Annotated in this window: 15 protein-coding genes, 1 tRNA gene and 1 pseudogene; 10 read left to right on the plus strand and 7 right to left on the minus strand. The window is 42.2% G+C overall.

What is annotated here, in order from left to right; all coding sequences use genetic code 11:
- Positions 1 to 55: 55 nt before the first annotated feature.
- The 3 genes from M594_RS02490 to M594_RS02500 form a co-directional block, all read right to left on the minus strand.
- Positions 56 to 571 (minus strand): DUF308 domain-containing protein, encoded by a 516-nt coding sequence (locus M594_RS02490; protein ID WP_033681462.1) that lies wholly within the window; start codon positions 569 to 571, stop codon positions 56 to 58.
- 351 nt (positions 572 to 922) lie between these two features.
- Positions 923 to 995, minus strand: a tRNA-Lys gene (locus M594_RS02495).
- A 264-nt stretch (positions 996 to 1,259) separates the two neighbouring features.
- Positions 1,260 to 2,531 (minus strand): replication-associated recombination protein A, encoded by a 1,272-nt coding sequence (locus M594_RS02500; RefSeq protein WP_173875870.1) that lies wholly within the window; start codon positions 2,529 to 2,531, stop codon positions 1,260 to 1,262.
- A gap of 115 nt (positions 2,532 to 2,646) precedes the next feature.
- Here M594_RS02500 and M594_RS02505 point away from each other — a divergent pair, with 115 nt between their 5' ends.
- From M594_RS02505 to M594_RS02550, 10 genes and pseudogenes are all read left to right on the plus strand, one after another.
- Complete coding sequence (locus tag M594_RS02505) at positions 2,647 to 3,117, plus strand: DUF3013 family protein (RefSeq protein ID WP_045605868.1); 471 nt, start codon at positions 2,647 to 2,649, stop codon at positions 3,115 to 3,117.
- A gap of 18 nt (positions 3,118 to 3,135) precedes the next feature.
- Positions 3,136 to 4,203 carry a M50 family metallopeptidase gene (locus tag M594_RS02510; protein ID WP_049543075.1) on the plus strand — a complete coding sequence of 356 codons (1,068 nt, stop codon included), beginning with the start codon at positions 3,136 to 3,138 and terminating at the stop codon, positions 4,201 to 4,203.
- Between the two features lies 1 nt (position 4,204).
- A complete protein-coding gene (locus M594_RS02515) occupies positions 4,205 to 4,630 on the plus strand; it encodes an NUDIX hydrolase (RefSeq protein ID WP_125454906.1) in 426 nt (141 codons plus the stop codon).
- A 3-nt stretch (positions 4,631 to 4,633) separates the two neighbouring features.
- A complete protein-coding gene (locus tag M594_RS02520; protein ID WP_173875871.1) occupies positions 4,634 to 5,530 on the plus strand; it encodes a GIY-YIG nuclease family protein in 897 nt (298 codons plus the stop codon).
- Between the two features lie 14 nt (positions 5,531 to 5,544).
- Positions 5,545 to 6,495, plus strand: coding sequence for a 50S ribosomal protein L11 methyltransferase (prmA, locus tag M594_RS02525; protein ID WP_125453212.1), 951 nt, complete (start codon positions 5,545 to 5,547; stop codon positions 6,493 to 6,495).
- A gap of 1 nt (position 6,496) precedes the next feature.
- Positions 6,497 to 7,240 (plus strand): 16S rRNA (uracil(1498)-N(3))-methyltransferase, encoded by a 744-nt coding sequence (locus M594_RS02530; RefSeq protein ID WP_173875872.1) that lies wholly within the window; start codon positions 6,497 to 6,499, stop codon positions 7,238 to 7,240.
- A 10-nt stretch (positions 7,241 to 7,250) separates the two neighbouring features.
- Positions 7,251 to 9,047 (plus strand): oligoendopeptidase F, encoded by a 1,797-nt coding sequence (gene pepF / locus M594_RS02535; protein ID WP_173875873.1) that lies wholly within the window; start codon positions 7,251 to 7,253, stop codon positions 9,045 to 9,047.
- A 20-nt stretch (positions 9,048 to 9,067) separates the two neighbouring features.
- Positions 9,068 to 9,850 (plus strand): deoxyribonuclease, encoded by a 783-nt coding sequence (locus M594_RS02540; protein ID WP_125442967.1) that lies wholly within the window; start codon positions 9,068 to 9,070, stop codon positions 9,848 to 9,850.
- A 61-nt stretch (positions 9,851 to 9,911) separates the two neighbouring features.
- A pseudogene (locus M594_RS02545) lies at positions 9,912 to 10,703 on the plus strand (DUF2785 domain-containing protein).
- 110 nt (positions 10,704 to 10,813) lie between these two features.
- Positions 10,814 to 11,482 carry an MIP/aquaporin family protein gene (locus M594_RS02550; protein ID WP_173875874.1) on the plus strand — a complete coding sequence of 223 codons (669 nt, stop codon included), beginning with the start codon at positions 10,814 to 10,816 and terminating at the stop codon, positions 11,480 to 11,482.
- A gap of 163 nt (positions 11,483 to 11,645) precedes the next feature.
- On the opposite strand, the gene queF is transcribed toward M594_RS02550, so the two are convergent.
- From queF to queC, 4 genes are read right to left on the minus strand one after another with little or no spacing between them, the layout of a single operon-like run.
- The gene (gene queF / locus M594_RS02555; protein ID WP_000082575.1) at positions 11,646 to 12,137 is read right to left on the minus strand and encodes a preQ(1) synthase; all 492 of its coding nucleotides are present in this window, start codon (positions 12,135 to 12,137) and stop codon (positions 11,646 to 11,648) included.
- Positions 12,138 to 12,155: 18 nt separating this feature from the next.
- Entirely contained in the window at positions 12,156 to 12,872 is a 717-nt protein-coding gene (queE, locus tag M594_RS02560; RefSeq protein ID WP_173875875.1) for a 7-carboxy-7-deazaguanine synthase QueE, read from the minus strand.
- A complete protein-coding gene (gene queD / locus M594_RS02565) occupies positions 12,865 to 13,308 on the minus strand; it encodes a 6-carboxytetrahydropterin synthase QueD (RefSeq protein ID WP_070482978.1) in 444 nt (147 codons plus the stop codon). The genes queE and queD overlap by 8 nt, the downstream gene beginning before the upstream one ends.
- A complete protein-coding gene (queC, locus tag M594_RS02570; RefSeq protein ID WP_000828768.1) occupies positions 13,308 to 13,961 on the minus strand; it encodes a 7-cyano-7-deazaguanine synthase QueC in 654 nt (217 codons plus the stop codon). Before queC ends, queD begins: the two co-directional genes overlap by 1 nt.
- Between the last annotated feature and the right edge of the window lie 159 nt (positions 13,962 to 14,120).

Below are 14,120 nucleotides of genomic sequence, written 5' to 3' on the forward strand. Positions count from 1 at the left end.
AAAGCTGAGAATGTAACTTCCCAGCTTTTTTAATATGCCCAAAATGGCAGCTAGATTATTTACGAAAGGCATCAAGGATATAGGTGAAACCAACAATTAAAAATGCAAAGGCAACGACATAAACGACAAAGACACTTGTAGCTACTGGATTGAACAAAATCACTAGACCTAGTAAAAATGCAAGCAACGCTATCCACATGATATGGTTGCCAATAATAGGGAAAATCAATCCCAGACGATTGCCTTTAAAGAAAGCTATAATGGCTTCTACAATTAACCAAATTCCTAAAATAGTTGGAATGACAACTGGCAGCGTCACAAAGCCATAGGCAACGAGGTAAAGAGCTAAGAGAAGATTAACAATCCCTTGGAAAAGATGAGCTGGTGAGCGAAGCTCTTTTGGTACAGAGAAATAGCCTAAAATAGCTGCTATAGAAGAAACCAGTAAACCAAATGCAATCCACCAGCTGTAAACAACAAGATTAGCTACTGGGTTTGTAAATAGGAAAAGTCCTAAAAGGACAAAAACAACTCCTGCAAGGAATAGCAGTAAACGATTAGAAAATTTCATTTCAATACCCCCTATATAGTATAGTATAGTTTGATAATAAAAATATTATACACCTTTTTAGAGGAAATGTCAATAAACAAAATGGAAAATTTGGAAGTTTCAGTCTGATTTATGAAAAGAAAATCAGTTTTTATTATTTTGAAAATAAAAAGAGAAGATAAAATTTGTCTTCTCTACATGAAAATATTGTATGGAATCAAAGCAAAAGTAACTGGCTTTACACTATTTGTAAAGATGTAATTTGATTCAAAAAGAAAAGATAGATTTAAAAGTGGGGCAAATGATGAGGCAAATCAGTTATAGATAAGCAAAAAAGCCTTGGTTATCAAGGCTTTTCCTGTTGTATTTAGATGCCCCCTACAGGGATCGAACCTGTGACCCACGGATTAAGAGTCCGCTGCTCTGCCAGCTGAGCTAAGGAGGCAAAGAAAAAAGCTGTATTGGTGCCGAAACTTCACGGTTTGTATTGAACCCGCGCAATTAAGCAGGTGGGCAACTCGCTCTAACTGAAGCTGTTTCCGTGTGAGACGGCCTACATGCTGTTAGAAGACTTTTGTTTCCCTAATAATACAAAAAATAGTCGGTCAACACTTAAGTGTGAAGTCGTACACCACAGCGTTTCTATGTTTATATGATACCACTTTTTCAAAAAAAATCAAGAGGAAAGTGCAATTTTTTGAAAAGGATTTCAGATTTTTCGCAAACGGTCGATAGCTTCCTTTCTTTGAGCCAAAGCCCGTTCATATTTACCAGTATCTTCTGCTTGGAAATAGTGATGATTACGAATTTTTTCTGGTAGATAGTCTTGCTTGACCCAATTTCCAGGATAGTTGTGTGGATAGAGATAGTCTTGGGCATTCCCCAGTTCCTTGCTTCCGCTGTAGTGCCCATCACGCAGGTGCCGCGGAATAGGCAAGTGCCCTGATGTTTTGAGGTCAGCAAGTGCCTTATCCATAGCTACATAGGTTGAGTTGGATTTTGGAGAAAGAGCCAAATCAATCACGACGTTGGCAATGAGGATGCGAGCTTCGGGAAAACCAATCTTTTGGGCAGCATCCAGAGCAGTTACGGTGTGAACCTGGGCTTCAGGATTGGCTAAGCCGATATCTTCATAGGCGATAACAGTCAAGCGACGAGCGAGACTTGGCAAATCACCAGCCTCAATCAAGCGGGCAGCATAGTGGAGACTGGCATCCACATCTGAGCCACGGATAGACTTTTGCAGGGCTGAGAGAACATCATAGTGGCCATCTCCATCCTTATCCATAGTGATGTAGCTCTGCTGCAGGCTATTTTCCATGATGTCGAGGGTGATGTGGCGGATGCCCTTATCATTCTCAGGGGTAGAGAGAGCTGCCAAATCCAGTGAGTTGAAGGCAGAGCGAAGGTCTCCGTTTGTAGAGGTAGCAATAAAATCCAGCGCATCCTCATCTAGTTCTACTGGAAAATCAAAACCACGCTCAGGGTTACTTAGAGCTATTTGCAGAGCCTCTTTGATGTCTTGGTTAGACAGAGGTTCCAACTCAAAAATTTGAACTCGGCTACGAATGGCAGGAGTGACAGAGAAGAAAGGATTTTCAGTCGTAGCGCCAATCATGATGACCAGTCCACTTTCCAAGAGAGGCAAGAGGAAGTCTTGCTTGGTCTTGTCTAGACGATGAATCTCGTCTAGCAATAGGACGAGACCCCCGGAAAATTTAGCCTCTTCCGCGATTTCTTGCAGTCGTTTTTTACTGTCAACTGTCGCATTGAAGGTACGAAAGGCATACTTAGTAGTCCCAGCGATGGCAGAAGCAATACTGGTCTTGCCGATTCCAGGAGGTCCGTAGAGAATCATGGAAGACAGGCGGTTGGCTTCCACCATGCGGCGGATGATTTTTCCTTGTCCGACCAGATGTTCCTGACCAATGACCTGATCGATGGTTTTAGGGCGCATACGAAGCGCGAGATTGTCTGGCATAGCAGTCCTTTCTAACGTGGATTTTCTGATGTATATGTGGTAAGATGGTAGTATCTATTTTAGCATATTTCCGAGCAATCGGGGCGATTAAAGAGTCGCATAGAAAGAGGACAAAATGGCAACATACGGATTTTTAGATGTTTTAGAGGAAGAGTTGGAGAAGAATTTTCCCTTTGACTTTGAGATTAGTTGGGACAAGCGCAACCACGCGGTTGAAGTGAGTTTTCTGTTGGAAGCGCAAAATGCTGCAGGTGTGGAGATGGTGGGTGAAGATGGAGAGGTTTCATCAGATGACATTCTCTTTGAAGAAGCAGTGCTTTTTTACAATCCAGCCAAATCAACAGTCAATGAGGAAGACTATTTGACTGTCATCCCTTACTTGCCTAAAAAAGGATTTTCTCGCGAATTTTTAGCTTATTTTGCGCTATTCCTTAAAGATACTGCCGAGGTTGGACTAGATGCCCTCATGGACTTTTTGGAAGACCCAGAAGCCGAAGAATTTGTCATGGAATGGAACCAAGAAGTCTTTGAAGAAGGAAAAGTCGGCTTGGAAGAAGGGGAATTTTATCCTTATCCGAGATACTAGGAGTTGGTTGGAGGTTTTATGAAAAAAATTGGGACTTATTTGGTTTATGTGCTAGCCTTTGTCTTTATTATGCTAGCTTTTGCTTGTGGAACTATCGCATTTGCAGAGTTGGGGTATTCCGCAGTTTTAGCCTTCACTATTGGTTATTCCTTTGCTCTTCTAAGCATGTATTTAATTTTTATTCTTCATGAGCTGGGTCATGCTTTTTGTGGCTACTTGACAGGCTATCGGCTGGTGGCTTTTGGATTAGGACATTTTCTTTTGACCAAAAAGTCAGGCAGGTTTTATCTTAGTCGAACAGCCGTTATGAAAAATGTTGGTGCTCAGTATATTGGATTGAAAGAAGATGAAAGCGACCAAAGAATCATCCTGATGCTTTCAGGAGGCTTGATGGTTCATCTTAGCTTAATATTATTGGCGATATTGTTTGGATTTTTGACAAGAAGCTGGTATTTTGCTGGTACTTGGATTTTTCTTAATTTGTCTTTCTTCCTAAACAATGCTTTGCCAGTCGGTATCACCGATGGAGCAAAAATCTGGGAATTGCTACAACACCCTGAAAATACCAAATACGCCTACATGGTGTTGAGGCATTCTGCCCAGACCTTGTTAGCTCCTCAAGAATATGACTTGAAAGACTTTACCATGCCTGTTGATGAGGATGCGAGAGGGAGTTTTGCAGAAAGTGTTCAGACTCTTCAGGGATTGGTATTTATATTGGATGATAATATAGAGCTTGCAAAGCAACAGTTTCAGTCTGTGTTAGAGAAAACAGATAATCCAATGTCTAAAACTATTTCTCAAATATACCTTCTTCAAGTTGCTCTGATGGAAGGAGATAATAAGAAAGCGGAAGAATATGCAAGTATTCGAGGGGTCAAATCCTTTTTATCTATTAAAACAGCAGATATGCAGGTCATTCAAGCCTGGTATCAATTTAAGGTAAAGAAAGATGTAGTTCAAACTCACAAGGCTATGAAGATTGCTAGACATAAAATGAATAGCAGCCGGATGTTACGGGATGAGAAAATCTATTATCAAAACTGGTTAGCTGAGCTGGAAAAGGAATTAACCGAAGGAGTCTAATATGGAAATAGAGATTTCTGATTTCACAGGCTGTAAGATTGCTTTGTTTTGTGGAGATAAGCTTCTGACTATCTTACGCGATGATAAGGCAAGCATTCCCTGGCCCAATATGTGGGAACTGCCCGGTGGTGGGCGAGAGGGGGATGAAAGTCCTTTTGAATGTGTGGCGCGTGAAGTTTATGAAGAACTGGGAATTCATTTGACTGAGGATTGTCTACTTTGGGCGAAGGTTTATCCAAGTATGCTTTTTGCGGATAAACAATCTGTATTTCTAGTCGGTCTGTTGACACAGGAGCAATTTGACAATATCACCTTTGGTGATGAAGGACAGGGTTATCAGCTCATGAATGTTGAGGAATTTCTTAGTTCCAGTCAAGTTGTACCTCAGTTGCAGGATAGAGTGAGAGATTATATGGAGGAAGTTTGATAAATGGCGAAGCGTAGCAAAAATATCAATATGTTTCTCATGGATGGTGAAGTGACTGGAAAAATCAAATGTACTTTGTCAAATTGGACGGGAGTGATTTACAAAATACCTCGTATTCAGTTGGGAGATTTAAAGTCGCGTGATGAAATGAAACAAAGTGGTATTTATTTCTTATTTGGTCGAGATGAAGATAAACAGAAAGATGTGACCTATATTGGTCAGGCGACAACTCGGAAAAATGGTGAAGGGGTATTGTTGCGAATTCAAGAGCATACCCGTGATACTCATGCAGATTATTTTAATGATGTCATCATTCTAACAACTCAAAACAATTCTTTCGGTCCAACAGAAATTAGCTATTTGGAAAATAAATTTACTCAACTTGCTAAAGAAGCTGGTCGCTACATTGTGAAAAATGGGAATGATCCAAATCCTGGTAATGTAACTGAGGAAAAGGAATCTGAACTGGATGAAATTGTTGAAAATACGCTAATGATTATCGGCACTCTAGGTTATCGTGTTTTTGTTCCAATGACAAAGGAAGTTAGTCAAGATTTGACTGATAATCATTCAACTTATCTTTATTTAAAGCGTAAAACTAAGAAATCTAACAAAGTAATAGAAGCAACTTGTGAACGGACAACTGAAGGTTTTGTTGTTTTAGAAGGAAGTCAAGTAGAAATAAAGGATTCTCCATACCTTCCAGCAAGTTTAAAAGAAATGCGTCAGAATTTAATAGCTTCTCGGGTCATTCAAGATGGAGTGTTAAAAGAAAAACAACTCTTTTCTAGCCCTTCTTATGCAGCGGCTTTTTTGCTGGGTATGCAAACGAACGGTCGAACTGATTGGAAGGATCAGGATGGAAGAACTTTAAAAGAATTAGAAGAATTAATAGATTGATAAGGAAAAAATTTATGGAAACATGGCAAGAGTTAAAAGTTACAGTGAAGCGTGAGGGAGAGGAGCTGGTCTCTAATCTCTTGATTGAGCTAGGAGCGCAAGGTGTTGCGATTGAAGACAGCATGGACTATGTGGGAAATGTGGATCGTTTTGGTGAGATTTTCCCAGAGGTTGAGCAGCAAGAAGAAATCGTTGTAACAGCCTACTATCCTGATACGGTTGATGTGGCAGTGGTTGAGGCGGATTTGCAGGCTCGCCTGGCAGAATTGACAGACTTTATGGATTTGGGAGAGGTCAAGATGGGGACGACTGCCTTGGCTGAGGAAGACTGGGCAGACAACTGGAAGAAATACTATGAACCAGCTCGTATCACTCATGATTTGACCATCGTGCCATCTTGGACAGACTATGAGGCGACTGCGGGAGAAAAGATTATCAAGCTGGATCCTGGTATGGCCTTCGGAACTGGGACCCATCCAACCACTAAGATGAGCCTCTTTGCCTTGGAGCAGGTCCTTCGTGGTGGCGAAACGGTGCTAGATGTGGGGACTGGTTCAGGGGTTCTCTCTATTGCCAGCTCGCTGCTTGGTGCTAAGGAAATTTTCGCCTATGACCTAGATGATGTGGCAGTTCGTGTTGCTCAGGAAAATATTGAGCTCAACCCTGGTATGGAAAACATCCATGTAGCAGCAGGAGACTTGCTTAAGGGAGTTGAGATTGAGGCAGATGTGATTGTAGCTAATATCTTGGCGGATATCCTCATTCATCTGACAGACGATGCCTATCGTTTGGTTAAGGACGAAGGCTACCTCATCATGAGTGGGATTATCAAGGACAAGTGGGACATGGTGCGCGAGTCGGCTGAGTCAGCTGGATTTTTCCTTGAAACCCACATGGTTCAAGGGGAATGGAATGCCTGTGTTTTCAAAAAAACTAAGGATATTTCAGGTGTGATTGGAGGCTAGCATGCAGCAGTATTTTGTCAAGGGGAGTGCCATCTCTCCTGTCACCATCGAGGACAAGGAAACCAGCAAGCATATGTTTCAGGTTATGCGCTTGAAAGAAGATGATGAGGTTACTTTGGTCTTTGATGATGGAATTAAGCGCTTGGCGCGTGTGCTGGATGTGGAAGCCCGTCAGTTTGAGTTGGTCCAAGAATTGGCTGGCAATGTGGAACTGCCAGTCCAAGTGACCATTGCATCCGGCTTTCCCAAGGGGGACAAGCTGGAGTTTATCACTCAAAAAGTAACCGAGCTCGGAGCCAGCCAAATCTGGGCCTTTCCTGCCGATTGGTCCGTTGCTAAGTGGGATGGCAAGAAATTGGGTAAAAAGGTTGAAAAACTAGAAAAAATCGCCCTTGGAGCAGCAGAACAAAGCAAGCGTAATCTAGTACCGAGTGTCACACTTTTCGAGAAAAAATCAGACTTTCTAGCCCAACTGGACCAGTTTGACCGCATCGTAGTGGCTTATGAAGAGTCGGCCAAAGAAGGTGAAGCCGCTGCGTTCTTACAAGCGGTCTCTGGTCTTGAAAAAGGAGCCAAACTGCTCTTTATCTTTGGTCCAGAAGGTGGTCTGTCACCTGCAGAAATCGAAAGTTTTGAAGCTAAGGGAGCAGTCTTGGCAGGACTTGGCCCTCGTATCTTGCGAGCAGAAACAGCACCACTTTACGCCTTATCAGCCCTTAGTGTTTTATTAGAATTAGAGAAATAAGAGGAAGAAAATGGAACAAAAACACCGTTCAGAATTTCCAGAGAAGGAACTTTGGGATTTAACAGCCCTATACCAAGACCGCGAGGATTTCTTGCGTGCAATCGAGAAGGCTCGAGAAGACATCAATCAATTTAGCCGTGATTACAAGGGTAATCTTCATACTTTTGAGGATTTTGAAAAGGCCTTTGCAGAATTGGAACAAATCTACATTCAGATGAGCCATATTGGAAACTATGGTTTTATGCCTCAGACGACAGATTATAGCAATGACGAATTTGCTAATATTGCCCAAGCTGGCATGGAATTCGAAACAGATGCCAGTGTAGCCTTGACCTTCTTTGACGATGCTTTGGTGGAAGCTGATGAGGAAGTCTTGGACCGTTTGGGTGAATTACCTCATTTAACAGCTGCCATTCGTCAGGCAAAAATCAAAAAAGCCCACTATCTAGGGGCTGATGTGGAGAAGGCCTTGACCAATCTCGGTGAAGTTTTCTACAGTCCGCAGGACATTTATACTAAGATGCGAGCTGGGGATTTTGAAATGGCTGACTTTGAAGCCCATGGCAAGACATATAAAAACAGCTTTGTGACCTATGAGAATTTCTACCAAAACCATGAGGATGCTGAGGTTCGTGAGAAATCTTTCCGTTCCTTCTCAGAGGGACTCCGTAAGCACCAGAATACAGCAGCTGCAGCCTATCTAGCTCAGGTTAAGTCTGAAAAACTCTTGGCTGATATGAAGGGATATGACTCTGTCTTTGATTATCTTCTAGCTGAGCAAGAAGTGGACCGTGCCATGTTTGACCGACAGATTGACCTCATCATGAAGGACTTTGCACCAGTCGCTCAGAGATACCTCAAGCATGTTGCCAAGGTGAATGGTCTTGAAAAGATGACCTTTGCTGACTGGAAATTGGACTTGGACAGCGCCCTCAATCCTGAAGTGAGCATTGATGATGCCTATGATTTGGTCATGAAGTCGGTAGAACCTTTGGGGCAAGAATATTGTCAGGAAGTTGCTCGCTATCAAGAAGAGCGCTGGGTTGACTTTGCGGCCAATAGTGGCAAGGATTCTGGTGGATATGCGGCGGATCCATATCGCGTGCATCCTTATGTCCTCATGAGCTGGACTGGTCGTTTGAGCGATGTTTATACCTTGATTCATGAAATCGGGCATTCTGGTCAATTCATCTTTTCAGATAATCATCAAAGCTACTTTAATGCCCACATGTCGACCTACTATGTTGAAGCGCCGTCAACTTTCAATGAATTGCTTCTCAGTGATTACTTGGAGCACCAATCTGACGACCCTCGTCAAAAACGCTTCGCTCTGGCTCACCGCTTAACAGACACCTACTTCCATAACTTTATTACGCACCTCTTGGAAGCAGCCTTCCAGCGTAAGGTGTATACATTGATTGAAGAAGGAGAAACCTTCGGGGCAAGCAAACTCAATAGCATTATGAAGGAAGTTTTGACGGATTTCTGGGGAGATGCCATTGAGATTGACGACGATGCGGCTTTGACTTGGATGCGACAAGCTCACTACTACATGGGTTTGTATAGCTACACTTACTCTGCTGGTCTTGTTATCTCGACTGCAGGTTACCTTCATCTGAAACATTCAGAAACTGGAGCTGAAGACTGGCTCAATCTCCTCAAATCAGGAGGTAGCAAGACACCGCTTGAGTCAGCCATGATTATCGGAGCTGATATTTCAACAGATAAACCACTCCGTGATACAATCCAATTCTTGTCTGACACAGTTGACCAGATTATCGCCTACAGTGCCCAGTTGGGAGAGTAGGGGGAATTTAGGATAAGGATATGAACAGAATTAAAAAATGGCTGGAGCAGGATTCACAAAGAATACGTTTTATAAAAATAGGCCTAGTCTTGTTGGGAATCATTTTATTGATTGCTCTTCCTACTCTCTATCTTGTTTTGAGCGGAGTTGGTATTTGGTATTTTGTAAAGAAAGTACCAGATATTCGAAAAAGAAATTTAATGATAGGACTTTTTGTTGTTAGTTTTATTGTAGTTTCTCTTCAAACTCCGACAGTCACAAAGAAAATTTCATCTTCTCAATCAGAAACTAAGCAAACTGCGGCATCCACTGCTAAAGTAGAGTCAACAACCGATGCTTCATCTAGTACAGAAGAAGCAAAACGAGTTGAAGAAGAGAAAAAAGCTAAAGAAAAAGCAGAAGAAGAGAGAATTGCCAAAGAAAAAGCTGCAAATGAGTTGCAAGAAAAAGGTGAAACCTTAGTCAAACAATTGGAAGAAAGTCAAGATGCAAGTCAAGTGAAGTCTGCTAAAGAAACAGTTAATCAGATTGAAAATAATGATAAAAAGGCAGAATTACTTGGTAGGATAGATGCAGTTGAGTCTTTAATTTCTCAAAAAGAAGAAGAGAAAAGAATTGCACGTGAAGCTGATACTAAAGCCCAACAGCAAGATAGAATTGTCTATGTTGCAAACCATGGAAAATCAAAAGTTTATTGGTATAGTAAGGATAGAATGCCTTCAAAAACTATTAAATCTAATGTTGTCGAGATGACAGAGGCCGATGCAATTGCTGCAGGAAAAACTCTATCTCAAAAAGAATAAGATAGAAAGTTATCTTGGGACGGCTTTTTGAACAGTTGCTAGAAATGTAGAGGTATTGACCATGTATCAAGAGTTACTTAGAAAAATAGCAGAAGAAAAACCAAGTTATAACCAGGAGGGAATCCAGTGGCTACTTGATCATTTGGGAGATCCTTCTCCAGAAATTCGCGATGACCTTGTTTTTACAAGCTTTGCTAGAGGGATTCAGGAAGAGCTATTTACACAGGAACAATTTCATTTCATTGCTGAGGAAATTTTATCTGATGGAGGACTAGACAAAGAGATTGATAAGGTAGGCTTGTCAACCCTTGAACGTTCTTTTAGGGCGCTTATTTATGCAAATCTCTTGTCTGCTGATGCCAACCAGCAATCGGTTTTTTATCAGGGATTACAATCAGAAATTCGTAATGTCCTTTTAAATCAAGGTTTGTACTATCTTTCAAAAGAAAAGGATACAACAGGTTTTTCAAGTCAGTATGGTTGGGTTCATGCTTTTGCACATGGAGCCGATTTACTAACAGAGGTGGTTTGTCATCCAGACTTTCCTAAAAATAGAGTTCATGAAGTATTTGATATACTTGGCCAACTATTTAAAAGAATTTCGATTCGCTTTACAGATGATGAGGATTGACGTTTAGCAAGAGTGATCTATGAACCTATTTTACAAGGGAAGTTGAAGCAAGAGCAAGTAGCTTCTTGGATAAAAACTGTTGACTTTCCGATAGAAGAAAGGGAAGATTTTTATAAATTTTCCAACTTCAGATCCTGTCTGTTGGAAGTCTATGTCCAACTTGACCAGAGAAATAGTTTACAAGATGACTTGAAAGAAGCTATCCAGTCTTTTCAATACTAGAGATTAGCTAATAGTTCTATGATTTCCAAACAATTTCCAATCAATTCTCTTGAAACCCTTTCCCTCTTTTTATAGACTAGTATCTAGTTTTTGAAAAAAGGAGAAAGAAAATGAAAAAATTTGTCGCTGAGTTAATCGGTACGTTCATGCTTGTGTTCGTCGGAACAGGAGCTGTTGTTTTTGGAAATGGTCTTGATGGCCTAGGTCACCTTGGAATCGCCTTTGCCTTTGGTCTGGCAATCGTAGTTGCAGCCTACTCAATCGGAAATGTTTCAGGTGCTCACTTGAACCCAGCTGTTTCGATTGCTATGTTTGTAAACAAACGTTTGTCATCTTCAGAGCTTGTAAACTACATCCTTGGACAAGTAGTTGGAGCTTTTCTTGCGTCAGCTGCGGTATTCTTCCTCTTGTCTAACTCAGGTATGTCAACTGCTAGTCTTGGTGAAAATGCCTTGGCAAACGGTGTCACTGTCTTTAGTGGTTTCTTGTTTGAAGTTATCGCAACTTTCTTGTTTGTTTTGGTTATCATGACCGTGACTTCAGAAAGCAAGGGAAATGGAGCGATTGCTGGTTTGGTAATCGGTTTGTCATTGATGGCGATGATTCTTGTGGGCTTGAACATTACTGGACTTTCAGTAAACCCAGCTCGTAGCTTGGCACCAGCTGTTTTGGTAGGTGGCACAGCCCTTCAACAAGTTTGGATTTTCATCCTTGCGCCAATCGTTGGTGGAGTTTTTGCAGCCCTCGTTGCGAAAAACTTCCTTGGAACAGAAGAATAATTGAAACTCAAAAAGCCTTGCTCCTCGATTTGAGGAACAGGGCTTTTTCTTATCTGTTTATACTCAATGAAAATCAAAGGGCAAACTAGGAAACTAGCCGCAGGCTGTACTTGAGTACGGCAAGGCGACGTTGACGCGGTTTGAATTTGATTTTCGAAGAGTATTAACGGTTGTCAATTTTCTCTGGATAGAGGTCGTGTTGGAAGAGGCGTTGTTCTGCCAAGCCTTCATACTTAGTTCCTGGCTTACCGTAGTTGTAGTAGGGATCAATTGAGATGCCACCGCGTGGAGTAAATTTTCCCCAGACTTCTAAATAGCGTGGGTCTAGCAAGTTGACCAAGTCTTTCCCGATGGTGTTGATACAGTTTTCGTGGAAATCCCCATGATTTCGGTAGCTAAAGAGGTAGAGTTTGAGGGATTTTGACTCGACACAGAGCTTGTCAGGAATGTAGGAAATATAAATGGTCGCAAAGTCTGGTTGAGCAGTGATTGGACACAGTGAGGTAAATTCAGGACAGTTAAATTTGATGAAATAGTCATTTTCCACATGACGATTGTCAAAAGATTCGAGGACATCTGGTTGATAGTCAAAGATATAGTTGGTTTCTTTGTTGCCTAGTAGGCTGAGGTTTTTCATTTCTTCTTGTTGTGACATGATTTTTTCTTTCTAATCTTAAACACCACGTTTGTTATCGTAGAGGAGGGTATGGAGTTGAGGAAGGACGCGGACATTGCCCCAGCTATCGTCGGCAGCGACGCGTTCCCAGAGTTCTTTGAGACGGTCTAGTTGGTCTTGGATAATATTGCCTCTAGCCTTGGGCTCAGGATTTCCAGCTGATAAGAAAAGGACATCTGGTTGGTAGCGTTCTTGAATCCCTTTGGCAAAGGCCAAATCGGCATCGTCAAAGACAGGGATTTTAAAGGTGACCTTGTCTGGATCAAGTTGGGAAACGATAAAGTCCAGGGTCTCAAAGTTGACTTCCATCTTGGATGAAGGAGGTTTGGGACTCAGAGTGACCTGGTCGATGTCTTTCAACCAATTTTGCCAGCGAGAGCCTTGAGTTTCAACAGCCAGAGTGACACCACGTTCCTTGAGTTTGGTGACTAGCTCAGCCATGTTGGCTGCTAGGATAGCAGGATTTCCCCCAGATAGGGTTACATAGTCGTAGCTCCCTAATTTATCCAACTCAGCAATGACCTCGTCAGCTGTCATGCGAGTTGGTTTTTCAGAACCATCCCAAGTAAAGGCAGAATCGCACCAGTCGCAGTGGTAGTCGCAACCAGCAGTGCGGACAAACATGGTTTTCTGCCCGATTGCACGGCCTTCGCCTTGAAAGGTTGGGCCAAAAATTTCTAGAACTGGTAGTTTGAGGACACGTTCCCTAGTCATCTAACCACTCCCGTCTAAACTCCGCAAAGGCAGTCGGAGTCTCATAGAGGCGAACGTATTCCAAACGGAGACCACGTTCGTCTGGCAACTCTTGGTTCATGGTTTGGAAAATCCAGTAAACCATATTTTCAGCAGTCGTGTTCATATAAGGCAAAGTCTCATTGAGATAGCGATGATCCAAGTGGGGCTCTAAGTAGTTCTTGTAGATCGCTTTGATATCTCCGAAATCGTGGGTCATGCCACGTTCATCTAAAAATCCACTGACAGCAATCTGCAAATGATAGGTATGACCGTGCAGGGATTTGCATTTTCCCTCATAGTGAAAGAGGTGGTGGGCAGCATCGAAGGTAAACTCTTTTGATACCAAGGTTCTGTGAGGATTGTAGACAAGAGACTCCCCAGTTTCCTGTTTGATTTCTTTGGGTGCAAAAAACATTAGGCCTCTCCTTTCTGTGAGAGATAAACATCTAAACCATGTTGACGTAGGTGGCAGGCTGGGCAATCTCCACAGCCACTTCCAATAATCCCGTTGTAGCAGGTTAAGGTCTTTTCACGAACATAGTCAAAGGCACCGAGTTGGTCGGCTAATTCCCAAGTTTCAGCCTTGTCTAGCCACATGAGAGGTGTTTGGATAACGAAGTCGTAATCCATGGCAAGATTGAGGGTAACATTAAGGGATTTGACAAAGACATCCCGACAATCGGGGTAGCCTGAGAAGTCTGTCTCGCAGACACCTGTCACGATATCTTTAATGCCTCGTTGCTTAGCAAGGACGGCCGCAAAGGATAGAAAGAGGTGGTTTCGACCGTCAACAAAGGTATTGGGAACCTCTCCCTCTTTTTGCTCAATTTCCAAATCAGAGGTCAAGGCATTTTCAGTGATTTGCCCAAGCAGAGACATATCTAGGATATGATGACGAATCCCCTGTTCCTTAGCGATTTCTCTAGCGACTTGAATTTCGAGATGATGGCGTTGGCCGTAGGCAAAGGTGACGGCTTCAACCGTTTCATAGTGTTCTTTAGCCCAAAAGAGGCAGGTTGTAGAATCTTGACCGCCACTAAAGACGACCAAGGCTGATTGACGTTTCATAGTACTCCTTCCAAAATGGGAAATGTTCAGAGCACGCAAAAAGCTCCCTTGAGGGAGCTAAAAAATACCGAGTCAAGGTTTTTTTTAGCGATGGCATGTCCCAAACATCGTAATATTCTACTTACAGTCTAGCATATTTTTTGAAAAATGGCAAAGGGC

This window comes from Streptococcus mitis, from assembly GCF_013305725.1.
GTDB lineage: Bacteria > Bacillota > Bacilli > Lactobacillales > Streptococcaceae > Streptococcus > Streptococcus mitis_BO.